The 25,810-nt window shown below is 39.5% G+C and carries 21 protein-coding genes; all 21 read right to left on the reverse strand.

The features are described 5' to 3' along the window. Positions 1-278 precede the first annotated feature (278 nt). Positions 279-6,203 (reverse strand): hypothetical protein, encoded by a 5,925-nt coding sequence (locus K6G33_RS01050; RefSeq protein ID WP_296775277.1) that lies wholly within the window; start codon positions 6,201-6,203, stop codon positions 279-281. After that, entirely contained in the window at positions 6,200-6,649 is a 450-nt protein-coding gene (locus K6G33_RS01055; RefSeq protein WP_296775280.1) for a hypothetical protein, read from the reverse strand. Before K6G33_RS01055 ends, K6G33_RS01050 begins: the two co-directional genes overlap by 4 nt. 4 nt (positions 6,650-6,653) lie before the next feature. Next, positions 6,654-7,016, reverse strand: coding sequence for a DUF4153 domain-containing protein (locus tag K6G33_RS01060; RefSeq protein ID WP_296775282.1), 363 nt, complete (start codon positions 7,014-7,016; stop codon positions 6,654-6,656). 11 nt (positions 7,017-7,027) lie between these two features. Then, positions 7,028-8,953: a protein kinase gene (locus tag K6G33_RS01065; RefSeq protein ID WP_296775285.1), complete on the reverse strand. Its 1,926-nt coding sequence runs from the start codon at positions 8,951-8,953 to the stop codon at positions 7,028-7,030. A gap of 25 nt (positions 8,954-8,978) precedes the next feature. Next, positions 8,979-9,137 carry a hypothetical protein gene (locus tag K6G33_RS01070; protein ID WP_296775286.1) on the reverse strand — a complete coding sequence of 53 codons (159 nt, stop codon included), beginning with the start codon at positions 9,135-9,137 and terminating at the stop codon, positions 8,979-8,981. Next, positions 9,134-9,469, reverse strand: a complete 336-nt coding sequence (locus tag K6G33_RS01075) for a WXG100 family type VII secretion target (protein ID WP_296775289.1) — start codon at positions 9,467-9,469, stop codon at positions 9,134-9,136. The genes K6G33_RS01070 and K6G33_RS01075 overlap by 4 nt, the downstream gene beginning before the upstream one ends. Positions 9,470-9,484: 15 nt before the next feature. Beyond that, complete coding sequence (locus tag K6G33_RS01080) at positions 9,485-14,671, reverse strand: FtsK/SpoIIIE domain-containing protein (protein ID WP_296775290.1); 5,187 nt, start codon at positions 14,669-14,671, stop codon at positions 9,485-9,487. A gap of 3 nt (positions 14,672-14,674) precedes the next feature. Then, positions 14,675-15,985 (reverse strand): hypothetical protein, encoded by a 1,311-nt coding sequence (locus K6G33_RS01085; protein ID WP_296775293.1) that lies wholly within the window; start codon positions 15,983-15,985, stop codon positions 14,675-14,677. Between the two features lie 91 nt (positions 15,986-16,076). Next, positions 16,077-16,379: a hypothetical protein gene (locus K6G33_RS01090; protein WP_296775295.1), complete on the reverse strand. Its 303-nt coding sequence runs from the start codon at positions 16,377-16,379 to the stop codon at positions 16,077-16,079. 19 nt (positions 16,380-16,398) lie between these two features. Next, a complete protein-coding gene (locus K6G33_RS01095; RefSeq protein WP_296775298.1) occupies positions 16,399-16,725 on the reverse strand; it encodes a hypothetical protein in 327 nt (108 codons plus the stop codon). Positions 16,726-16,750: 25 nt separating this feature from the next. Continuing rightward, positions 16,751-17,059, reverse strand: a complete 309-nt coding sequence (locus K6G33_RS01100) for a hypothetical protein (RefSeq protein WP_296775300.1) — start codon at positions 17,057-17,059, stop codon at positions 16,751-16,753. Position 17,060: 1 nt separating this feature from the next. After that, positions 17,061-18,545 (reverse strand): tetratricopeptide repeat protein, encoded by a 1,485-nt coding sequence (locus K6G33_RS01105; RefSeq protein WP_296775303.1) that lies wholly within the window; start codon positions 18,543-18,545, stop codon positions 17,061-17,063. Positions 18,546-18,582: 37 nt separating this feature from the next. Beyond that, a complete protein-coding gene (locus K6G33_RS01110; protein WP_296775305.1) occupies positions 18,583-19,263 on the reverse strand; it encodes a PoNe immunity protein domain-containing protein in 681 nt (226 codons plus the stop codon). A 21-nt stretch (positions 19,264-19,284) separates the two neighbouring features. Continuing rightward, positions 19,285-19,956: a polymorphic toxin-type HINT domain-containing protein gene (locus K6G33_RS01115; RefSeq protein WP_296775467.1), complete on the reverse strand. Its 672-nt coding sequence runs from the start codon at positions 19,954-19,956 to the stop codon at positions 19,285-19,287. Positions 19,957-19,971: 15 nt separating this feature from the next. Beyond that, complete coding sequence (locus K6G33_RS01120; RefSeq protein ID WP_296775308.1) at positions 19,972-20,592, reverse strand: hypothetical protein; 621 nt, start codon at positions 20,590-20,592, stop codon at positions 19,972-19,974. A 68-nt stretch (positions 20,593-20,660) separates the two neighbouring features. Continuing rightward, complete coding sequence (locus K6G33_RS01125) at positions 20,661-20,981, reverse strand: DUF6572 domain-containing protein (protein ID WP_296775310.1); 321 nt, start codon at positions 20,979-20,981, stop codon at positions 20,661-20,663. Further along, entirely contained in the window at positions 20,981-22,681 is a 1,701-nt protein-coding gene (locus K6G33_RS01130; RefSeq protein WP_296775313.1) for a polymorphic toxin-type HINT domain-containing protein, read from the reverse strand. The genes K6G33_RS01125 and K6G33_RS01130 overlap by 1 nt, the downstream gene beginning before the upstream one ends. 103 nt (positions 22,682-22,784) lie before the next feature. Then, a complete protein-coding gene (locus tag K6G33_RS01135) occupies positions 22,785-23,243 on the reverse strand; it encodes a hypothetical protein (RefSeq protein ID WP_296775315.1) in 459 nt (152 codons plus the stop codon). Positions 23,244-23,245: 2 nt separating this feature from the next. After that, positions 23,246-24,481, reverse strand: coding sequence for a polymorphic toxin-type HINT domain-containing protein (locus K6G33_RS01140; RefSeq protein ID WP_296775317.1), 1,236 nt, complete (start codon positions 24,479-24,481; stop codon positions 23,246-23,248). 261 nt (positions 24,482-24,742) lie between these two features. Beyond that, positions 24,743-24,934: a hypothetical protein gene (locus tag K6G33_RS01145; protein WP_296775318.1), complete on the reverse strand. Its 192-nt coding sequence runs from the start codon at positions 24,932-24,934 to the stop codon at positions 24,743-24,745. A 24-nt stretch (positions 24,935-24,958) separates the two neighbouring features. Beyond that, the gene (locus K6G33_RS01150; RefSeq protein ID WP_296775321.1) at positions 24,959-25,519 is read right to left on the reverse strand and encodes a hypothetical protein; all 561 of its coding nucleotides are present in this window, start codon (positions 25,517-25,519) and stop codon (positions 24,959-24,961) included. Positions 25,520-25,810 lie beyond the last annotated feature (291 nt).

Genomic DNA, 25,810 nt, shown 5'->3' on the forward strand with positions numbered 1-25,810 from the left:
TTCGTTCTTAATATGAACTGCAGCTCATCTTACCGCATCGACTCGACCATGAATAATGATTAGTGGCTCATTATTTTTTTATCAAAACCGGCTCACTTTTTTATTAGCGCTGTGGCTCAGTTTTTTATTGACAAAGGCACTCATATACTCTTTTATTGCACTATTTTTCGTTTACACAGAATTTGGGATTGACTCCTTTCCTCAGAAAGTTTCCCCTCGATTATTTCGTGTAAAGTTTCTGTATGAGTCCCACGCTCATACGCGGTGCTTTTTAAATATCATCTGTTTGCGAGCTTTTTCCTGATAAAGAGTACAACAGCCAGTATCAGTCCTGCAGCAGCTACACCGCAAAGTATCCTGAACCACAGGCAATAAAGCAAGCCTACCTGAATGAATGATACTTCCTTTATTGTGAAAGCATTTCCCGCTTCGTCAACAAGAACGAAGCTGAGGTCGTGCCAACCCTTATCAAGTGTATAAGTAAGAGTATCGCCGAAATCAGAATATTCAAACTTATCCTGCGGAACAGCCTGACCGTTGTCGTATACCATGCACTTTGACTTATCAAGCGATTCGCTGATGCCTGTAAGCTTAAATGTCTTGGTATTCTTCACGAAGAAATTATTCTTTTTAAGGTCAGAAGGGATATGGCAGGTCGGAGCGACTGCATCTATCCTTATCCAGCCCAGTGTAATGTGTGATGATTCGTCATTGTAAGTATTCTCAGCCCAGAGATACAGGTCTTTATTAGTACCCTCAGGGTAGTTGTCAATGAAGTACTCCTTTGGAAGCCTGTAATTATACACGCCCACTGCATACATATCAGACGAATTCTCGGCTGTGATGCCTGTGTCCTTAGCCACTCCGTTTTCATCACGAAGAATTATTCGTGTATTTGAACCTGTCTGAGCAAAAACAGTGATATCAAGATCACTGAATGAATCAGGTCTCTTGCTTATAGGTGTGTACTCGTCCTTCTGCAACGAATACCAGCCCTCGCCGTTAGCCTTATTGCTATTTGAAATATAAGCAAGCACATCTGTATTATTCATCATTACAAAGGTATTCTTGCAAAGTCTGCTCTTATTTCCTGCCTTGTCAACAGCAGTTATATTAACAGAATAAACGCCGTCCTTCTTGAATTCCGGAAGTGAGAAAACTTTTTCTTCTGTTATCTTGCCCTGCTCGAAGGTATTTGCGTCAACAACGACCTGTTTTGTCTGCTTATCGACCTTTGTAAGCTCAAGCTCCTTGCCGTTCTTGTATACAGGAGTATACACCGTAATGTCATAAACAAGGTGGTCGAAATTTACATCCGAGAAGCCTACAGACGGAACAAATCCTTCTTCAGCTTTGTTCTTTTCGTTGTATATCTCAAGCTTTTCATAGGATTTGGGATCGTCCTGAACGTACTCACCGTTTCTCTCAGAGATAACAGGTTTAGTGAAGTCTATCTCAAATACCTGAGTTGACTGTGAAGCTGTTGCATTTGAAGCAAGGTCAACAGGTGTTACCTTTATAAGGTATACACCGTCATCACCTTCCTTGAAAGGAATTTCAAGGATATGCTCATCGCCGTTGTCCTTCCAGCCATAAGCAGAAGTACTTATCATTGAAGATGTATTATGCTCTGATCCGGGATCCTTTTTCAATATAACGACATTAGCTCCCTCAGATGAGAAATTATGCTCTGTAACGGTTATCCTTGCGGTCTTGTTAAGACTGTCCGAACCATAATAGTTTCCGTTTCTTCCTGACTTGAACTCGTCGAAATTGGTTTTGAGTACAGGCGGTGTTCTGTCAATGACAAAATCAGACTGACTGAATGATTCAGCCATATTTCCTGCCATATCAGAGAACGATACATCAAAGCTGTAATTACCGTCATTGCTTATAGTAAAGCTTGTTGTATGAACAGCTTCGTCACCTTCTCCGCTTACGTTCCAGCTGCTCACAGGCTGCTCGGAACGGCTCCAGCTTCGGGTTGATTCATCATACCTGCTGAGAGTAAGCTCCACATCGGAAGCATTGAAGTTTCTCTCCTGTATCGAGATGCTCACTACCTGCTCAGTATTGAAGTATCTTCCGTTTGAAGCCGAATTATTGCTGAGAGATGCTGAAATAACAGGCACCGTTTTATCAATGCTGTACTGCTTTGTGATATAGCTATCATTTCCTGCGTTATCAATAAGCTTTACAAAAACTTCGTTATTGTTTGTATCGCTTTCAACCGTTATCCTGAAGCTGAATTCCGTTACGATGTTCTTATCTGTCAGGATAGCAGCTTTATCAGGAGAATCCGACTCTGTGACAACTGCTGCAAGTTCAGAATCACTTACAATATTGCCAAAATCATCAACTGTGATAACTCCTGATTTATTATCATTTCTGATTGACCACTCAATTCTGTTGATACCTGAGAATGTATCCTTTACATTGACTGTAAGAGGGATATTCTCCTTATACAGAGGAATATCGTCATAATCCCTTTTATCTGTCGGAATATCCTCTGTTATGGTAATGTCCGAAACTGTCTCGTGCAGTTCCCTGCCTTCAACAATAGTACCGTCAATAAATCTGTAACCCGAGGTATGTCTGAACTCAACAGGCATTTCCGCATCAGGCTTTTCCTTATCAGGAACGTATGCAGCAACTTTATCTGCCGCAAGGACCCATATCTTGCCCTTGAAGCCTTTCTTTACAGTAAACTCTGCATATGCAGTTTCATTCTCTTCATCAGCCTTATGATAGTCCTCTTCATCGCTGAACACGGTCGTAACTGATTTATTTCCCTCTGCGTCAAGCATATAAAGGTTTACATAATTGATACCTGAAGATACTCTTTTTATATTATTATCGTTTTCATCTTTTTCGTCATCAACATATACCTTTACGATCGTATCCTCATTAAAGAACAATCCGTACCTGTCATTTTCAGGTGCAACTTCTTCACCGTTCATATCATTAAGTTCGATCTTAACGACCTTCGGGTCTGCCTTATCAATATGAATGGTCTTTATTCTGTCTGCTTCAGTATTTTTGTCATCAGATGCGTAGTTTCCTGCGTTATCAAGTGCTTCGACAGTCAAACGGTAATGACCTTCTTCTTCGATAATATGATCGTATTTTTCAGAAAAATACTTCTTGTCATCTTTGATAAACTCAGGAAGCTGCTGTTTCGTATCATAGTTTCCGTCAACATTAAGAGTTTCTTCCTTATAATCAACTCTTCTTAGTCCTGATTTCGTATCCGAAGCAGATGCTGTAACATTTACGGATTCAGCATACCATATTTCCTTATCTATGATATACTGTCCCTCTTCAGGCAGTACGATCTTTGCAGCAGGCTTTTCGTTCTCAAGTTCGAGGAGTGTAGATTTATCGAGATTCTGACTAAGATTATCGTTTTCGTCAGTTGTGAAGTAATAAACTCTTTCATTTCCGACTATGTCTTTAATTGTAATTGTAGGTTCGCCTACATTATTAACAGGCAGATTACTGAAAACATATACATTGTCAGTTGATTTGTCTTTACGTTTACCTATTATTACTTTTCCGCCCCATAATAACTTTAGTGATGATTCATCAAGTCCGATACCTTCATCTTCTATCTCTACCTCGATATTAACAGTTTTATTTCCGAAAATACCAAACGACAAGAAATTCAATACTGCTTTTTCATAGTTATACTTGAAATTTCCTTTGATAGCAGGAGCAACACTGTCGAAGTAAAGTGTCCTTTCTTCTTCCTTAAAGTTGCCCGCAATATCTTCGGTCCTTATTATTAATTTATATTTTCCGTCTTCAAATTTACTATTGTTGAAACTACCCTCAACTTTATAAGTTTTTTGTGGGACTGTTATTGTTTTAGCCGTTGATACATTTTCTCCAGCATCATTTTTGCTGGTTACGGTGATAGTCGTTTGAGTTTTAGGAACAGTTCCACTCACTATTTTTGTTACCTTAGCTGTTTTTTCTTCAACAAGGGTTATTGAATAATTCCTGAGTCCATAATTATCACTGATATTCGCACTAACATTTATCTTGGAATTTCCAATATGATATAGTATACCATTTATTGACACCGTATCAGAAATTGAAACATCTTCTATTTCAGGTTTTTCACACTCATAATAGAATTCAACCTCATCACTTTTTTTAGCTAATCCATCTTCAATTACAGATGGATTGTGATAATCCCATGCTTCTATTTTAATAGTATTGACTTTTCCCTTTTTAAGGTCTTGGCATTTTGAAAGAGGTATATAGCAGTCATAGATATCATCATCACTGCTTATTTCACTTTCTCCATGCTTTACAAACGCTAACTTCTCCTGTTTTTCTATAGAAGGTTTAAAATAGAAAAAATTGGTGATATCATTATTGTATATTTTACCATTAATATTTAATTTAACTCTATATGGATTCTTTTCTTTAAAAGTAACTCTGATATAATCACCTGAGCAAGCATATATACGGCTTACATTTTCTCCGGTTTTTACATCTCCGAACTTATCTGCCTTTTTTTCTGATACATCACTTATTATATTTTTGTCGATATCTATTTTACCAGATACGACCTTAGAAGGTACAGTTATTACAGGGCTTACTTTATCATCATAAGAATATCTTTTACCTATAGCATTGCCTGCTTTATCAGTTACTTCAAAGTGAAGAGGATAAAATATCGGATTACCTTTATTATCATTACCTTTTTCTTTTAAAAATTCCTCTAAATCACCGTCTATTGGCAAAACAAAATTCAGCTTACCATCTTTTTCATTTATAATCAATTTACCGCTGAAATCAATCGTATTAGTAACTCTACCGTTATTGTCTGTTATTTCACCAAGACAGCTTAATGAGTTGAAACCTGATAAATACTCTTCAATAGAATCTACATTTCTGAATTCCCATATATTGCTCTCATAATTGTAATACTTTTCTACATCAAATGCACTCGGTCGAGTTTGATCGAATTTATACTTTAATGTACGTTCAGCTATAAAATCGTCTTTATACTTCAACCAGAAGTGAACATATCTTTCGCCTTCGGGGATTTGTTTATTCAAGTCATCTTTTCCCCATTTGTAATCCCATTTTATCTTCTCTTTGCTTTTCCACTCTTTTTCATCGTTCTTATCCGACGTATTGTAGTAAAGCTCGATATCATCGGTATTGAAGTTAACAGGCTTCCATTCTATATTTTTTTTCCAGTTGCCCTCATCAAGTCCGTCAACTCTGATAAGAAGGCTGTCTTTACTCGGATCATATTGGTTATAAGCCAGCATACTGTCAGATACTAAATTTCCGGCTTCGTCAACAACATATACTATCAAGTGATGACCATATGCTTCATAAGCATTTATCTTGAAGTTTTTCTTACCGTTGTTATTAGTAATTGATGTCTCTTTGCGTTCACTGATCTTCTTCAATTCTTCTATATCAGAACATTTCGGCTTATCGAGTGTGTAGTAAACCTTTAAGTTATTTGAATAATTGTCTTTCAAATCATTTTCACTGATTATATTTATATCATTTTCTTTGATATCGACCTTCAATTTAAATCTATCAGGAGAAGTTCTATCATACTTATACTGACGCTCGTCGGAAGATATTTCTTTTTCAACTCTCACTATATTTCCTGCTTTGTCAATTATTTCACATTCAACAACTGCCCATAACTTTATGTAATGCTCGCCCTCTACAATATCTTTACCTTGAAACAACATCTCAAATGGATATGTTCTTCCGAAATTATAATCAAATTTTTCGCTTCCTTCTACAGCATCGGCAATACTGCCCCAATCTATATCTTTATTATTATCTTTATCTTTTATTTTATAAAAGAATCTGACATTATACCGATACTCAAAATCATCATAAGTATCAGCATTTAATTCGACATTCCAATTCCTGGTAGTATTGCACCAATTATTATCAATTAGAGCCTCAAGCCTCACACTCTCAATGAATCGTTTTCTTGCATCATCGAATCTTTCTTCTGCTCTTTTACGATTCTCTTCTTCTCTTCTGCGCTCATCTTCCTCTCGAATTTTCAATTCTTTGTCTGTTTGAGTTATCACTTCATCGCCGCCGACTTTTACGTTATCTTCAGCTATAGCAGTAAAGCCTGCTGAATTTGAACTGCACATCAATGCCAAAGATGCAAGCCCTGCAAGAACTCTTTTCATTACAATCATTTATTAACCTCCTTACAAACAGCAAACGAATAATTATTGCCATTAAATACAGAATGCATATACATTGAAAACACTCCTGCCGACAGAAATATCATGCATATCCATGACGTGCCTGCTCCCATAAAATTAATGATTATGAGAACAACCGATGCAGCTATCATGACTGAATCAAAGAACCTTGCTTTCCTGTTCTTGAAAAAGCACAAAAAGCCGGGAAGATCGTACTTTTTATACTTAGCCTTCCTTCGTATCTTTCCGAGAACATAACTCATGACAATTCCTGCAATGAGTCCGCCCCAGAACAGGATACCAACAATATAAGCAAGAATTTTCTGCAATACTGTTCCGTTGAAATCAGATACAGGTATCAGCAGGAATGATGCGGCAGAAACTGCAAAAGCAACTAAGCTTCTCAGCATAATGCTTCTGTATTCAGCTTTTTTCAAAAGATCACTCCTTATCCTCGCCGTTCTGAGAAAGTATATCATGCAGCGCCGAATATGACGTACCGTTAACATACTCCTTCCTGAACAAATTATTTCCTTTACGTCTGTATGGGAAATATGCCATTGCACCGTATATGAAAACCAGCACTGCGCTCACGGCAGCAACAGCTATAAACGTCCACCATGTTTTATAATTGATATCGAGCCGGCTGTACAACCCTGATATAGCAGCAATGCCGAGAAACAGGAGCGACAGACAGACTGTGCCGACAAAACCGATAAAAATACCGTAGACAATATACCCGATTATCGGGTGTTTTTCAAAACGTCTGCCAATACGTGATTTAAGCTTTCTTACTGCGTCCATTGTTCACCTCGTTACAACTCTTCGACCTTATTAAGGAATTCAGCGACCTCAGAACGGGTCAGTCCGCTTTTTTCAGCGATCTCGTTGAGAACCCTGTCCCCCTTATTGTTAAGGGATATAGCCAGATGTTTGACTGAATTCCGATATGTGATACTGTTTTCGAGCTCCAGCAGCAACTGATAAGCTTCGTAATAATCATAATTAGTGTTATTTTCAGCACTATATATAGCTACTGCAAGCTTATACGCAGAGCTTCCGTCCTTCAGACCGAGACTGTTCACGGACGAGGAGATAGAAGATATCTCCGCAGGATTAGCATATTCGATAAGCTTATCTATAAAGACCATTTTATCGCTGTCATCGCCTATCTCCTTTATCATCGAGATAATAAGAGTAGTTTCCAGCGCACTTATATCATTATCCCTGCAAAGGTAGTCGAAACACTCCTGACATACCTCTTTCTTCTGACTGTCGTCACTCAGCTGCATTCTCTCCATAACTATTTTGGAGAGCTTATCGAACTGTGTTGCCTGATAGGCGGAATTACTTGCTGTATGGCTGTCGATATCTTCAATTATCTCCTCCCAGTCACCTGTAGCGATACGGTAACCTACAGCCTTATACACAAACGAGAACAGCAGCAGCGAGAATATGCAGCCGATACAGGTACCAAGAATAATGGCAGCATTCCTTATCTGCTTGTTTTCACCTTTTTTTACAGTCGGAATAGAGTCTCTTGCGTCCTCGATATCACTTTTAAGGTCTTCGTAACTATGGTAGAAACGGTCACTTTCAAGATAATCCTCAGTTCTCTGCTTAGTGCATTTCCTGATGATATCCTGCAAGGACCTGTGGTATCTTCCGCCAAGAGGTCCTGTACATTCAAGTGAGAGGTCTCTGTTGAAGTATGCTTTGTCATTGAGGAGATTCTCCTCATAGAATTTACGCGGATCGTCAGCAAATGTCTTGTTTTTGGTGACGAGCTCGACGATATTCATACATTCCCAGAAGGTCGCACCAAAAGAGAAAATATCACTTTCAATGGACATTCTTCCGATCTCATAGCCTACCTGAGAAAACGGGAAATCCGACTCGGCAGGCAGCGCATAGCACTCAGGTGCAGAAAAGCCGATGGTGCCGTGAGAATACAGTGAATTGATGTTTTCAGGCTGCTTATAGTCGACTTTTCGCATATTATGGTAAACAAAAGTCCCCTCATCAGGCAAAAAAACAGAGCGTCCGAAATCAATCAGGACGAGCTCCTCGCTCTGACGTGTGACCATGATATTTTCGGGTTTTATATCAAGATGCAGGACTTTTTTCTTTGAAGTTGTACTTATAAACATAAGAATACCGCACAGGCTCTGCATAAAATGGAGCAGCTTATCCTGATAGCGGAAGAATATCTTCTCATTCTTATACTTTTTGATGACTTCTTCTTTTTCGAGGTCGGTAAAGTCGTGAAAGCTCACCCAGTTATTGTTTTTCTGCTTTTCCAGACCCCAGAACTTTCTGCGGCAGTACTGTTCCAGTGACCAGCCGTCGATGTACTCCTCCACAACACAGAAGCAAGCCCTTATACTCTGCGACTTATTAGGATTCCTGCTGCGTATGAAAACGCCTGTACCAGGTATCTCGAGTTCAAAATCCTCGCCGATATCCTCTATAACGTCGTATATCCTGGCAACACTTCTGCATTCCTGAAGCTCCTCAAATATTTTAAGCTCCTGCTCCTTGAATCTTTCAAGCCTTTCCTCTGTTTTGGGCTTGAATTTAAGCACGCACGAAAACGACAAGTCTGTCTTGCCGTTTTTGTCCACTGAGATCTTTCTCCCCATGAAAACAAAGCTCTCAGTACCCATTGCTATGAAGCCGTGCGGAAAATCCTTTGTGTCTATCTCATAATGAAACTTTGTACCTTTGATCTGAGTACTCATTGAATCCTCTCAACCCTTATTTCGTCTATTTTAATTCAGGAAGGTCGAGCACGGCGAATATCGTCCGTGCGTCACCTTCGATAAGAGCATTCAGCTCGACCTTGCTTCTTCCGTTTGATGAATCATTGTCATCAATAGCTATATTTGCAAGGCTCATTGAGTTATCCGAATCTTTGCCGCTCATGAATCAGAGCCCTCCTCCGAAGTCGGATTCTCATTGAACTTTCCCAGATCCTCGTCGATCTGATTATAGGTATCCTTGATACTCTTCACGCTGTTGTTGATAGCCTCAAGAACTTCGGATACGCTGCCTATCTTTTCGAGGATATGATCGACCTCGGTCTTGTACTGATCCGCACCTGCACCCTTCCATTTTGTGAGAAGCGTATCATTTATATCCTTGAATTTAGTTTTGATCCTGTTGAATTCCTTGATCGCATCATTACTGTCAGATTCAAACTTTTCAAGCTTGCCTACATCTGCACAGCGAATATTGACTACATTGCTTTCAGCCATGATAAATTCCTCCGATCACTTTTCTTTTTTTATAAATTTGAGTTTCAAAAGCTTATCAGCTTCAATGTCATAGTAATAACCGTCACCCAGCTCACAGAGAGCGTATTCTTCTTTAAGGCTTTTAGCGTCCATGTTTCCGAGAACAGACTTCTGACCTCTTTCGCTGACGAATTCCGCTATATTATCCAACAGGAAAACAGAATTGAGCGAATTATTGAAGAAGTTATTGGTTTCCTGATCTGTTATCTTCTGAACGTCCGTGAATATGAATATCAGGTCTTCTTCCTCAGCGGCAGCAGCAAGTTTAGGCAGTATATTATTGATAAACTGCTTTTCGCCGTTGGCACTGAGATAGAGCATCTTGCTCTGAAGCACGAATACCGTGGGCTTGACGGGGTGCTTTTCTTCATTGTATGAAGGCATCAGCCTTGCATTCTCCTCACCGTAGATAAATGTTGCAACAGGAGAATTGAGCTGACTGTTCGCCAGACCGTTCCAAGTAAGATCCATGTAGTTATCATTGATAAAATGATAGAACTGCTGGAACGGTGAAAGGGTCTTGATTATCTTTCCCGATGATTTAGTCGGCTTAGCTAAAATATCTGTAAAGCCCCTTGACATATCGAATGTATCTGCTGCATCTTCCTCGGGCGGCAGAGTTGCTCTCTTTTTCGACTCTACGAATTTTTTGCAGTCCAGACCGAGAGCTTCACATTTTTCGTAGAACTCTTTTAGCTGCTTTCTTCCGTCGTCGAAGAAAACGAATCTTGCATTCGGTTTCTTTGCAAACAGCTCATCAAGAATGATACGAAGCAGGTTGGTCTTGCCGTATTCTTTCTTACCGTAGATGCCGATAACACGGGACTCTGAGAAATCAACAGTTACAGGACAGAAGTCTATATAGTCCAGACCAACTGAAACAGGACAAGGTATGCCCTCTGATTTTTTCTCTCTTTCCTTTGGAGTCTGTTTAAGTCTCTCATACTCATCAGGTATAAGATCACCCGAGAATGTGAGATATTTCTTTACGCACTTTGTATAGCTGCCGCTTTCTGCATCATAGCCAAACTTGTTCTTCATATCCTTCATGAACTCTCCGTCATCGGAAAGCTGATCTGCTATGAAGCACTGCAGCTCATACGGCGCATTCATTCTGAACGTACCTTCGATGCCCTCAGGCTTGATAGTAACGTTTGCAAAGCCTCTTCCTGCAATAGCGCCTATCTCAGTGACCTTTGAGTTGAAGATATCCATGTACTTGTCCGTTGGCATTTCAAGGGCTATCTTCTGTCCGAAGCTGTTGAGGTAAGAGTTCAGACCCTTTGTGTCAGCTGCCGTGAATACAACAGTTATTCCCTTTGAAAGACCGTCACGGCAAAGCTTTGCGAATTTTTCCTGATAAGCTGCATATCTCGGCTCGTCCTGAAATGCATTGAGATTATCGACCACAAAAGTGGTATGGACTATCTTCTTATCGCCCTTATATGAAGAAAAACCTGAATCCTCAAGTATAAGGGTATTATCCTTGATTATCTGCTCCAGTATCTTGAATACTCTCTTTACGTACTCCTCATTTGAGTTATCGAAATACGCAGAAACAAGTGGAAAATTCCTGTATGTAGACAAAGCGCCGCCAAAGTCAAGAATGAATATCTGTTCATCTTCATGTGAACATCTCATATGGAGCGTCTGTATCAGCAACTTCAGGAAATTTGTCTTACCACTCATGGAAGCACCGAACAGTGCAACGTTCTTATCAAGGAGATTCACCTTGAACAAAGGCTGTTTCTGAACGATCGGGATATCATACTGACCCAATGTACAGATAAGCGTTCTGTGTTCGGTATCATTATTTTTATTATTGTCTTTGTCCCTGATTATTTCAAGCTTAGTACTCAGCGGCGGCATAAATATCTGTTCGGGAACTGGCTTTCCCTTATTGACAGCAATGATAGTATCAACGACGAATTTGAGCTGAGTTGCGTTAGGATCAACGTTTTTCTGAGCTAATTTCTGAGCCACGTTGTCCTTCTGGGAGCGGTAGAACTTATCGTTGAAATTGCCGCTGTTAGGTACATAAGTGATGTCAAACGGCTTCTCGATACTAAGGTTCTGATTGGCACCTGTGTATGCAGACTGGAAATACTCAAACCTTGAACCCGTACCTACCAACAGATATGCACGACCGTTAAGAGGCATGGTCGGAGCAGCTGCCACAGGACTGTCTATCATTTCCTTTGAAGCCTGTTTTGTTGCAACTTTAAGGCATATTCTTGCCTTTGAGTTTACACGTATATCATCGGTGATCGCACCTTCGATATTCTGAGAAACAAGTATGATATGAAAACCGAGAGTTCTTCCGACACGGGCAATGGTAGTGATCTCGGCAATAAAATCCACGTCATTGCTCTCGCTGGAGAATCTTTTAAGCTCGGTAAACTCATCGACAACAAGTACAAGATGTGAAAGGCTCTTGATCTTGTCGATATCCTTTGATATAAGGACATTTGCCTGCTTCTCATTAAGCTTGCCGAACAATTCGAGTATCTTCTTGATACTGTCGGAGTATTCCGAATCCTCCGCAGCTATCATTTCCCTTTTCAGTTTCTTATATATCTCGTAAGCCTGTTTGAGGGAGATATCCTCCTTCTGGATAAGGTCATTGATCTTGACCATTATTCTTCTCGCACGGATATATGCATCAGCAGTATCAATACCGAATTCCTGAAGAAGAAGCTTTCTCTTCTTTATCTCAGCATTGAGCGTTTCAAGGAAGCGCTTGAGCATATATGCCGAAGAAATACCTTCGCTCTCACCTGCTGTATCGGTTACTACACCTACACAGTGCGGAAGATCGCCCAGTCGGTCGGAGAAGCCGCCGCCCTTCATATCGACCAGCATGAGGGTTAAGTCCATAGGAGAGAACTTCATACACAGACCAATGAGGTAGGTGATGATAGTCTCAGACTTACCTGAACCTGTAGTACCTGCTACCAGCATATGAGGGCCGTCAGCCTTCTCATAGAGGTCAAGCTTCATATCACCATGCTCATTCGCACCTATTTTTACTCTCAGGTTCCTTGTTACGTCGTATTCATCTTCACCGCGCGGATTAGTCCAGCTTTTAAGGAACATTTCCGCAGCCTTTGTGGTAGCGAGAGGATTGTCTGAATTCTTGTCCCTTATCTCTATCTCCTCACTGGAGATACCGTAAAGCTTAAAGAGAGTGACCATGCTTGGTACCTGACCGTTTTCAGCGATACGGGTATAATATATCGCACTTAAACGTCTGTAAGCAAGATCATACTGCTCATCGTAATCAGATGAATCAAAAACGTATTTATTCCAGAAGCTTGGATACTTCTTGGTATCTGTAACGGTAGCAAGGATATTTTCTCGTGTCATGACACTGTATCTCGGTACGACATAGCCGTAGCCTTCGCTGTTTGCTCCCTCGTCCAGATATATGACATCGCCGCAGTATCTCGGCAGCTTATCCTTGTCATCACGGCAAAACAGAAAAGTCAGTCCCAGCTTGTTCACATAGTCCTCGCCCTCCTTGGGAGCTTCCGGGAGATACTTTGAAAAGCCTGTTGACTTTATCTTATAGTCCTCAAAAACAACGCATACTATCTGCGTAACCTTATCAGCAGACGAATCATTTTCGTCATCAGACTGGTTGTCCTTTTCACGCTGATTCATTATATTGAGGAGCTGACCGTAAACAACGCCTGCGCTCTCCTTATTGAATACAAACTGAGATGTATCTTCAAGAAGCTCATTGCAGTGAGGAAGAAATCTGTACGATTCAACTCTTTTTTCCTGTTCTTCGACGCTGAGACCGTCCTCAAAGAAGAATATGAACTGAATATCTTCAGGAGAATGGTAATAGGTAAGGTCAAGTACACAGTGTTTTACGAATTCATGGGCATAGAGATTATCATGGGAAATGATACCCACAGCACCTGCATTCCTGATATCCAGCATACACGGTGCCTTGACACCGTCTGTGCCCCATGTCCTGCCGTCAAGGAAGCGGAAATATTCCGTGGAGAAATGATATGCAAGCTCGGACATAAGATACATTTCCTCGGAGATCCTGCCGTTTTTGAGCATTTCCTCTTTTCTGCGGGCTTCCTTTTTCTTCAGCTTGTCCTTTGGAATATCAATATATATACCCGATATTCTCTTCTCCTTGCCGTTCTGACAATTATCATAGCAAAGATGATAGTATACATCAGAGAATATCTCATCTTTCTTGTCAAACTTGATATTAAAGAGCGGCTTTACGTTTTCAGACACACCAAGAGTGATGCGCATAAAGTCGTTATCGCTCTGTGAGCGCGAGAAAATAGCAGAATCAAGTCTGGAAAGATTGGAAAACAGCCCTGACATATCGGGGTAGAGCTTTTGGAGATATGTAACGTCAGCCTGCTGCCATTTTCCTATTTTTTCGATCACACGCTTGATGTAATTTTCGTAGTTTTCCTTCCATTCCTTTTTCTTCTTTTTACTTGTAACACCCTGCCTGAAGAAATTATACGCAGTAGTGACCAGTGTCATAACACCTGTTGCGGCGGTCATCATCCACATCATTCCGCCCATGCCTGACGATGAACTTGACATAAAGGCACGAACGCCGACCATACCGCCTGTAGAAAGTATTGTAGGGACCATGATATCCGCAAGGGAGCGATCTTCCTTGTTAGGGACTTCACCGGGTGGGAGTATCTCTATATCCGAAGACTCAACAGCTTCAAGAGTACGGCTGCTGATATTATATTCAAGAGAATTGTCGTCAGAACGCAGGATATAGCTTCCGGGGATCTCCTCAAAGAGCACAACATCGGTCAGACTTGTCTCCATAGTTATCATCAGGACACTTGAAGTAACAAAACCGAGTTCCGTCAAAGTGATCTTCGTGTCTTTCAGTTCCTTATTGCAGTCAATTACCTTGAACTTGCCCTTTCTGGTGTAGTTTACCGCGATCTGGTGTCTGTGCCTGATATATTCCCTGTACAGCTGAAAATGCTGCGGAAAATTATTGTGGAGTCCGTAGTAAAGACCTTCCAGAAAGGCTTTAAGGGTAATATCATCTTTTACAAGAAAGGCAAGACTGTCCTTGATACCCGAGTAATCACCATACGCTGAATCTGTCGGGAAATCAAATTGTACGGAGATCATGATCTCATTATTCTTCATAAATTATGCTCCTTGCATACTATTTATTATTTTTTGCATCACATCATTGAAATCATTATCAGAACAGCAAGGGCTTTCTACTGATATTTTCGGGATATCCGAAACACCCGCGAATACATAGTCGCTGACATTGTATTCAGGCAGTTCAAGCTCCGGCATTTCAATATTATCTGTCATTTCCATTGTCGTGGAAACGAAACCGCCTACCTCAGGAACGGATATATCCTCGATCTGCGGCATAGAAATCTCGATATCAGGTTCCTCATATCCCTTGATATCGGGAACAGATACCCTTTCGACCTGCGGCATAGAAAGCTCGATATCAGGCTTCTCATACTCCGTGATATCGGGAACAGATACCTGCTCGGTCTGCGGCATAGCAAGCTCGATATCAGGCTCTTCGTACTCACCGATATCGGGAACCGAAGGCTTGCTGAGCTGTAGGTTAACAGGCTCAATGATATCAGTCTTGTAGATATCAAGGCGCTTATTGAGCTCAGAAGTATCAATGCCTGTTATCACAGGTCTTTCGATCTCACCAATAGTAACAGGCTCCATCTCAAACGATACCTCGGGAGCTTTCTGTACATCTGCGACCATTTTTTCAATACCGAGCAATGTCTCTTCATTGCTGCCTGAATACTCAAAGCTGAGCTTTGGTGCTGCTTTAACTGCAACATCGGGGAAATTCTTTATATCAACGGCATCAATGCCTGTATATTTCGCTATTTGCGGAAGCTCCGTTTTTACAGTTTCAACGCTAACGGCATCTCTTTCAAACTCAAAGGATACCTTCGGAGCATTAATCTTCACTGTCTCGGTCAGTTCACTTATGACGCTCCTGCCTATTGGCTGCACATTAAGTTCGGGAGCATCGACCTTTACCTTAACTCCCTCAATGCTGTCTATTTCATAGTTACCGATACCGCTGTATTCAACACTGTCGGGAAGCGGTACTTTTACATTCGGGATATCCGCTATCCTGACATTCTGCAGGATCCTTCCGATCATCTGCTGTCTCAGCAGACTGTTTTCTTTTCCTTTGCTGCCTATTTCCTTAACCTGCGCAATATCATCGGGCAGAGCGACCCTGACTTTTTCAGCAGCAATGTATTCAGGTACATCTACTCTGCGAACAGGCTTTATACTCTTAAATTCAGGTTTTACGTACTGGAAGTTGGCGTTTTCGATCTGCACAAGTTTCTCTACTAAAGCAACTCTTTCACGATAGAGCTTCAGCTCTCTGTTATACTGTTCCTTTTGTGAATCATCCAATAACGTAATCTCATCTTCTGTTAATTCGATAAATGCCATTACTTCCGCCTCCTAAAAAAATACAGCCTCAGCCAAATTAACAGCAATGAGGCTGTATATAAATACTATCAGATATGATCTATCCGATCAATCAACCGTCACCCTTGATGCTTTCAGCAAGCTTTCCATCAACATCATCAAACTGCTGTAAGTTTGTTGAAAGAAGTGAAGCAAGACCTGTTACTGCACTTGGGAGATCCTTTGTTACAAATCCTTCGATCTTTGTCTCAAAGAATTCGAGAAGAGCGTCCTTTGCAGCGCCTTCCATATCAGCAATAGCATTTTTGAAAGCTGTAGCAAAAGTGTTTCCTGCTTCTTCATACTGCTTTGCATAATTATTAAGATTTGTAACGCTCTGTTCAACAGATGCTTTTACTATTCTACAACTTGCCATAATAAAACCCTCCTATCAATTACTTTCCGTTAGCTGAACCGAGCTGCTCGTCAACGCCCTCTTCAGCAGGAAGAGCTGACTTGATGCTGTTGCAGACCTTCTCAAGAGTATCGAGAATATCTGTAAGGCTCTTGCCTGTTGCAGGTTCAATATTGTTAGTGTAGAACTTTACTAAACCTGTTGATGCGGAACCCGTGAAATCCTTAGCAGTAAGATTTGTTATCTCGGTATTTACACTCTTATAAAGTGTTTCTGTTGTTGAACGATAAGCAGAAATAGCCTTTACTGCTTCATCCATCATTTCAGGTGTGATATTCACTGTTCCTGTTGTACCCATGCCTGGCATAAATAATTCCTCCTAAATGTTTTATTTATCCGTTAAGTTCTTCATACTTCACGAATATATCCTTGTAATAACCTGTACCCTTGATAGTTTCAAGAGTAGTTGATATGTGGTCGATGACAATGCTCATATCCTCAATAGGTTTGAGCAGAACGTCCTTTGCGGTCAGCTTGAGTTCTTTACCTGCGTTAGTATCCATCGCTTCTGATACATCCTTGTACATACCCTCAAGCTTTTCCTTCAGTTTTTCCGCATCTGACTTCAAGGTCTTCATATCCTTTGAAGCAGTTGCAAAAGCATTGTCATCAAGAACGATATCCTGAGACAGAAATGCCATATCATGCACCTCCGTTTTGAGCCTTGTTTATTTCCTCCAGAAGTTCGTCCTGTAATTCCTTTCTGAGATAGCTGCACTTCTCTGCTGCCTCATCATACTGCTCTGTATCAATAAGACATCTTATACGCAGCGTCATCGCATTAAGATCAGTAGGATCCTTCAATATCGCATTTCTGAACTTCTTCTGAACTTCATCATATTTATCCTGCCAACCTTCAAGTGCCAGATCCTTCATAGCGCGAGCCTCTGTGTACCAGCCAAGCTCAGCCATACTCTCGTCCTTGCTCTTTTGCAGTTCAAGAGCGTAGTACATAACCTTTCGGAAGTCTTCCTTCAGGGTATAAGCTCCTATGTAGATACGGTTTATCCTGTCACTGCTGTCAGGTGAAATAATGAATTCATCATCTTCGGAAATAGTATAAGTTTCATTTCCGTCATTCTCCTTAGTGTCGGGAGAAAAATATGTATCGCTGTTTCTCATTGCTTCGAGCTGTTCTGTACTGAGCTGCTCATAGCGGTAAAGATTAGCGTTCATCTCATTGAGAATGGAATTCTCATCAGCCTGCTGCGGGTCATACTCATAATAGAACAGTCCGTTATTGTATGAAAAAGCAGGCTTTTCAGCTCCTCTCAGGCAAGCGATCGTATTATCAGCATCTTCGATCTGCAAATACAGCTCGGCAGCATTGAGATAGCACTGAGAAGCTTCATCAGCTGTAGGCTTTTCAGTCTTCATATAATGCTTGATATACAGCAGAGCTCTCTCGAAGCATTCTTTATCCTGAGTTTTAGCGTATGTGGACATCTCAAAATCCACCATATCCTCACAAAGCTCTATCGGGAAATTCATCAGGTTCTTTCTCGCATAGGCGAGCTCCTTGAAAGCGTCCTCATTGCGTCCTGCCTGTTTAAGCAGGATATAAGCGACCTGATAGCCTGCGTAATCCGAAGGTGCGATAAGCTTCATCTGATTAGCAACGCTGAGACCACTTGGAACATCATCAAGAATACCGTATATAGCAGCTTTACGCTTCATGATATCCATATCTCCCGGGATAAGCAGCTCTGACTTTTTCAGATTGATAAGAGCGTCGTCCAGCTTGCCCAACTGCTGATTAGCAATGCCGAGAATATGATACATCTGAGCAGCTGCATCTTCGTTCAGTCCAAGTTCATCTGCCTTTGCAAAGCTCTGTAAAGCCTCTGCGATCTTGTTGACAGTTGCCTGTGCATAACCCAGATTGAAGTAGCGGTTGCCGTTGTCAGGCTCGCAGTTTACAGCCTTCTGGTAGTAATCAATAGCGTCTTCGTATCTGCCGAGCGACATACATACGTTTGCCGCACACTGGTATGCATCTGCACACTTGTCGTCAAGGTCTATCGCTCTTCTTGCAAGATTGAACGCTTTCTGATACTCACCATTAAAAAAGGCTACTTGTGAATTTGAGATAAACTCAGCTAATTGTTCGTTATTGACTTCTGGCATTTTTTCACCTCGTTACTTAATTATTTTTTATTAGTCATCAACTAAAATGAACCATATCATACGGATAATATTGTTCGTTTTTTAAATTTTCATCATCAAATCCGAGTCTTTTAACAATTGCGCCTGCTTCAAAACACCAATATCCATAGTAAAGATTATCATCTTCAATTTTATGAGTATCATACCACGAACTATCCTGACAGCCTTTATACCATCCACGCAGATACTTTTCTAATGCATCTTTATCTGCACACTCAATACTTCTTAGTAATTTTTTATAGGGACGTGGAAATGATACTTTTGATTTATCCAGTGTAGTATCTGAACCAACAAGAACAAAATCTATGAGGTAATCATATGTTTCAGATTTCATTAATTTTTCTCTTATTTTTTTTAACTTCACATTATCTATCCCTAAAAGATATGCAATTGAAGCAAAAATTAGATTATCTTCATAGACTTCGCCATCCCATGACTCACAAAACGAGTCTAACATATCTTCAAATTCTTGCTTAATTTCTTCTACAGAATCTCCTCTTGAATATTTGGCTATAATTATGCCCATTTTAATTCGCAATATTTCATCTTTTATATAATCAATTCTCTCCTCTTCTATTTCACCTTTTGCAATACAGTCTTCAAACATTTTGACTCCATCTTCTTCTTCCTCAAGAATAAAGGTATCAAAATATTCTTTTGATCTCAAAGTATCTCTCATTTACATACCTTCTTTCATTTTTTACGGAGTTTTAACGACATAGCCATTTGAATTTAATGTTTTAACATTGATTTTCGGACCATTGTTACCAAGTTTTATCTTAAATAATTCCCTTCCATAGCCGCCAGAACTCTTAATTTGTCTTGCGGTCTTCTTTCCAACAGCCTTTTCCAAATTCTTTTTAATCCACGGATCACTCATTTGCCTTCCAGCACCCTTAGTATTCGCTAATCTTGATGAACCATATTTGGATTCCGCTATTATATACTTAGGATCGCCATTTGGATTATGATATACACCATCAATTCCATGATGAGTAGGATCATTTAATGAAGAAACTCTATCTTTGCTTACTCTCTTATAGCCTTTACTTTCATAATACTCATCCATTTTCATTTCGCCGTAATTACCCTTTTCTTGAGTAGTTTCCAGCTTTTTTTGTCCAGATTCAACTTGATTTATACAATCATTGTTATGAACCCAAACAGCAATACCGCCGACGAAATAGGTATGATAATCCTCTACCTTAAAATTATACACCGAAACAGTTTCTTTTGTCAACTCTATTTCAAAAGATTCAACAAAAAGATCTTTTCCGTCAACGCTGATGAGCTTATCACCAACAAAAAGACTTCCTGCCTGTATAAAGCCCCTGCCCTGTACATAGAACGGGTGATTGTCTGTAGTGACTATCTCCTCACCATTTAATCAAATATAATTATTATCGACAATGTACTTTATATTATTTCTATTCAACATCCACATTTTATTTCTGGCACCATTTTTATATTCTTCAATCTGATTAATAATATCCGCAGAAAAACTGTCTGAAATTTGCTTAACTTTATTCTGTATTATATCTTTACCTAAAGTATCTGCAATATAATCCAAATGAACATTAAACTCATCAAATTTTTCATTAAATAAATATTCAACCGCTTCATTATAATTTTTTTCAAACATTGAACATAAACTTTTTATCTCAACATTTAAAACTTTTCTAAGCTCTGCAAATACTTCATTCAATTTTTCTTCTGTAGTAATATCAAACCATTCCTTGTCTTTAGGCTTTATCATTTTAGATGCAACAACGCTATCTACAGGAATTTTTCCATAATTTTTATTATAAATATGGAAGCCTACGTTTACTTCTATTCTATCACCAACTTTATTCCATTTGCATGAATAAAAATTTAATATAAAATCTAATTTCTTAACTGTCTTTTTCAAACATTTTTGGCTTTTTAAATATTTGAAATCCAGTTCATTAGCTAACGAAGATATTAAAGTAGTCTCTGCATCATTAATCGTTAAGTATCTCTCATCCATCTAAAAAACCTCACCTAAAATTAATAATATTGTTTCGTATACATTGATTGACTTTTTTACATAGCAAATCATTCACGCGGATCATATTTCCATCTTAAATCGCATCCGAAATCACAATAAACTTCTTTCAACTTGTTTAAAAATTTTTCTACTACATCAGGGTACATATGCGAAAAAAATATCAAAATAGCGGGTTTTAATTCGCCATATTTTTCCTTAAATTGCCCAGATTGAATAAATCCCATATAATCTTTTAATTTATCTTGTAAAATTTCCCAATGTCCTTTAATAACATCGTCATTCCATGGAATATGATCACTAATGCATAATACTTCGTAATCTTCTTCACTAAAAACAAGATCAATTACATTTCTATCAACAACCGACATTATAAGCTTCCTCCATGTGCAGCAAGATCTTGTGAAAGTGGCACAGTTACACCATTTCTGGTTGTATAACCAGGAGTAGGTGGCAATTTTGTTCCCCCTTCAAATCCTGGCTTGCCCTTACCTCTAATTTCGCCGCCATATTTTTGTAACAATTCATATCCTTTTCTTTGATTTGTAGTATATGGCGCTGTTTCTGATGCTTTAACTTCATTAAAAAATTCATTATTTATTTCATCAACTCTAACATTATAATCTACTAGATTACCATTTTCATCATAGGGACGAATAGTTACTTCTTGTTGTGTATCAGGATGATCTTTAAGTAATTCCGCATGCCTTTCATCCTGCGCTTTTTTTCCTTTAGCTTTATTATCATCAAGGACTTGCGCTTTAGTACAATCATCATTATGCACCCAAACAGCTTTTTCGCCAACAAAGTAAGTATGGTAATCCTCAACCTTAAAGTTGTACACTGTAACAGGTTCATCAACTTTCTCTATTTCATGTGATTCTACAATAAGATCTTTTCCTTCAACGCTTATTAGCTTATCACCTACAAAGAGGCTTCCTGCCTGTATAAAGCCGCGTCCTTGAACATAGAAAGGGTGATTATCGGTAGTGACTATCTTCTCACCGTTTATTGTAAGATGAACAAGCTTGTCAACCTTACGCTCAAATGTATCGAGAATCGTCTTCTCTCCTACTTCAAAGGTATCAGGATCAGCAGCTATGATCTTATCACCTTTTACAAGGTGTTCGATAGCAACGAGACCCGTAACTGTATTTATCATCGTTCCTGCTATGAAGCAAGCCATTGTCGATGATGCTCCGCCTGTGAATGCTGCCACCATTGATACGCCTGTCTGGAATCCGTTGTACAGCTTGCTCGAATGGAGCTTGTTATTCAGAGCTGTTATCGGGTTATTCGGGTCTATCATGCCAAGTCCCATTGCCAGCGTGTCAAATCCGCCCATTACTGTTGATATACCATTAGTAATCTTAGCAGTCATCTTGATAGCTTTGCCAAGCTTGCTCGCACATGAAACTGTTTTTCCGAACAATGCTCCTGCTCCGCCGAGACCTCCCATGATAGCACCTGTAATAGCTCCCTCGAAGGCTCCATTCTCGAAACCTTCAAGGAACGAGCCTCCCGACAAGACACTTGTAATGCCGCCTATAAGACCGCCAGAGAGCGCACCCATAAGAGCACCTAAAGCAGCTGCTCCGAGAATTCCTCCTACACCTGTACAGATCAATGCAATAGCTGCAATACAGATCACAACCGTAACTATAAGCTTCCAGTGATCCTTGCACCACTCGCCAACCTTCTTGAGACCGTCGCAGAATTTCTCCCACTTTGATTTTTCACACTCGGGTTTCAGGTAGGAATACTTCTTGTAGAACTCCTTCTTCTGCTTTGCTATCTCAGACGATGCCGAATTATCGCGGTTTATTGTAAGGTCTATGAACGCATTTACCTCTTTCTGAGTAGCCTCCAGACCCTCGATCTGCTGTTCCTGCGTCTTTGAAGATGATGAAATGCTCGTAACAACATTATCGCATACACTGCTGTTTATACCGAGTATCTTCTTTTTCAGAGCCGACAGATCCACACAGAAGTCGCTTACAGCACTTTTTGCCTGTGATATGTAATTCGACATACTGTTTATTTTGCTTTTATATAACTCTATGCTTGCCATATCTTCACCTCTTTCTTAAAAATGACTTGTTCCAGATGAATACTCATCTAAAATATCAACCGATCATTTACAAAGCCTTATTATTAAACATAAAACAATAAAATTAGGCCCTCTCTATTTTGTTAAGATAATAAAGCAGATCCTCATAATATAAAAGTGCTCTATCACCACAATCAATTATTAGGTAGTCAGAAGGATAGCAGAAATCAGACCATTTATCACAAAATAACCTTGCAGATACTTTTAATGCACATTCACTATAATAGCATACATTAACGTAACTGTCAATATATTCACTCAATGTACTTTCAAGTAATGTACTTGTCTCTTTCTCTGCTTTTTCATCTCCCCAACCACAATCATTAGTGATAAGTCGCAACTTATTAAGTCCAGTTAGAGCAAATGAACTTTTAGGTAGTAATTTATTATCACAGTAACAGAACCATATATCGCTTGCTTCTTTCTCAGATAATACTCGCATTTCAGATAATTCCGATTCAGAAAAAACAGCAAACTCCTCGTCTGTAAATCGACATCCGAATAAAAAATCTTTTATATCCATTATTAATCATTCTCCCAGAATATATGACCTTCTCCACCACTTTTTCCGTGTGACCAATCCTCGAATTTAATGTGAGGTCTATTGAAATTCACATCTCTTTCTATAGGATGTTCTTGGTAGTATTTAGCTCTTGGACCGTTCTCTTGGTACGTTGGCTGTTTTGGCAGATCTGGTCTTGCTTCTTCTATCAGTCTCAACGCATCTGCTTTTGTTTCTGTTACATAATTATTTCCTTTTCCCTTCAGATTCCCCTCTTTCAAGGATTTTACCGCGTCCTTCCATGTACGGCTTCCAGGTTTTCCTGTTCGAGGCATATCTTCAAAATTTTCGTATCCACGATTATGAACTAATATTTTCTGTTCACCAACAAAATATGTATGATAATCCTCTACCTTAAAGTTATATACATTTACAGTTTCGTCATTCTGCTCTATCTTGATTTCATCAACAACGAGATCCTCACCGTTTGCATTGACAAGTTTATCACCGATAAAAAGCTTGCCTGCTTCAATAAATCCTCGCCCTTGAACAAAGAAAGGATGATCTACGGTTGCAACAATCTGTTCTCCATTCACCATAAGATAAACAAGATTATGGACTTTTCTGACATATGTTTCAAGAACCTGCTTATATCCTACCTGCATTGTTTCTTCATCAGCAGCAAGTACGACATCACCCTCTTTAATGTTCTCAATGGCTTTATATCCATTTAAAGTTGCAATCAATGTGCCTGCAATAAAACAAGCTGCATTGTCAACATAACCATATGAAAATGATGCCAAACCACCTGTTACAAGCTGAAAAGCATTATAGTAGGGATTTGAGTGAGCTTCATGATTAAGGTAAGATATAAAACTCCCCATTACCGGATTGATCAAACCAAGATTAATGCCTGTATCATGTTGAAATCTTACTTGGAAATCATTGGTTAAAGCTAACAAATCAAATTCCAACATACCAAGTGAAAGCTTACCTGATACAGCAAATATCCCATTCATCACTGTACTACATCCAAGTGTTGTTCCAGCAATTGCACCAAACCCGGTTAAACCTCCAAATGCCGCTCCCATAAGAGCACCATCTATCGCTCCATTCAATACACCGCTTAGAATTCCTTTAACACCATACTGAGCGTAACCTGATATTCCTCCTATGACTGCACCTGCCGCAAGACCTATAACAAGCCCCTTCAGCATATTTCCAAGAATAAGAACTCCAAATTCTTCAAGTCCAGGCACTATCAGACATACCACTGCCACAACAAGTTCAATTACAATAAGTATCTCTTTCCAGTGATCTTTACACCACTCGCCAACCTTCTTGAGACCGTCACAGAACTTTTCCCACTTTGATTTTTCACACTCGTGTTTCAGGTAGGAATACTTCTTGTAGGACTCCTTCTTCTGCTTTGCTATCTCAGACGATGCCGAATTATCACGGTTTATTGTAAGGTCTATAAACGCATTTACCTCTTTCTGAGTTGCTTCAAGTCCTTCGATCTACTGTTCCTGCGTCTTTGAAGATGATGAAATGCTCGTAACAACATTATCGCATACACTGCTGTTTATACCGAGTATCTTCTTTTTCAGAGCCGACAGATCCACACAGAAGTCGCTTACAGCACTTTTTGCCTGCGCTATGTAGTTCGACATACTGTTTATTTTGCTTTTATATAACTCTATGCTTGCCATATTTTAACCGCTTTCTGTGAAACATCACATAAACTTTTTATAGTAAGCCATATTAGCAAGGCATTTCTGCTTGTCCCTTTCATACTCACTTATCATGCCCTGAGCCCTGCTGATATTTGAATCCAGCTCATCGCGTCTTGATTCCAGACTTCTCAGTTCTTTGTCCAAATTATCGATCTCACCTGAAATAGTTTTTTTACCGTTGCTGATATGCTGATAAATATCAGTAAGCTTTGAATTTGCTTTTGTAGCATCTTCGCCGAAGGAATTTGAAAGATTTGATGCTTTCACAGTGCTCGAGCTAACCATATTGCTGAAGTTGGTCGAAGCCTCACTTACCTTCTTATTGATATTGCTAAGATGCGAAAACATAGCATCTTTATTATTTGTTGAATTGCTGATAGCTTCGAGGATAGATTTATTCTTTTTGATCTCGTCCTTTTTATTATCAATGGCAATACATTTCTGCTGACGTTCCGAGCGGTATTCACCTATTTTCTGCTCATAGGAGCGTATATAGCCGCAGTATTCATAATACTTTCTCTGCTCAGAGTTATAAAGTCTTGTAGCTTCATCAGATGTCATTCTGCTGCCTCCTTTTCAATCAAAACCATTTAATTCCTGACCATTTAGCGGTCATACCTTTTACTAATCGGTTATTTCTACCAAATTAAATATATTATATCATTATTTTCTCGCACTTGTCAAGCAAATTACACAATTATTCTTCCCGATTCTACGCTGAATTGTGGGGATTTGTTGACCACAAAATGCCATTTCAACAGCCTGTATTTCCAAAGTCAATCAAATATTGCTATTATTTCAGCAAAAGTGCCAATATACCGCATTGAAATTTGTTCAACAATATGAAATTTG

It is taken from the genome of Ruminococcus sp. (assembly GCF_024691275.1).
Classification (GTDB): domain Bacteria; phylum Bacillota; class Clostridia; order Oscillospirales; family Ruminococcaceae; genus Ruminococcus.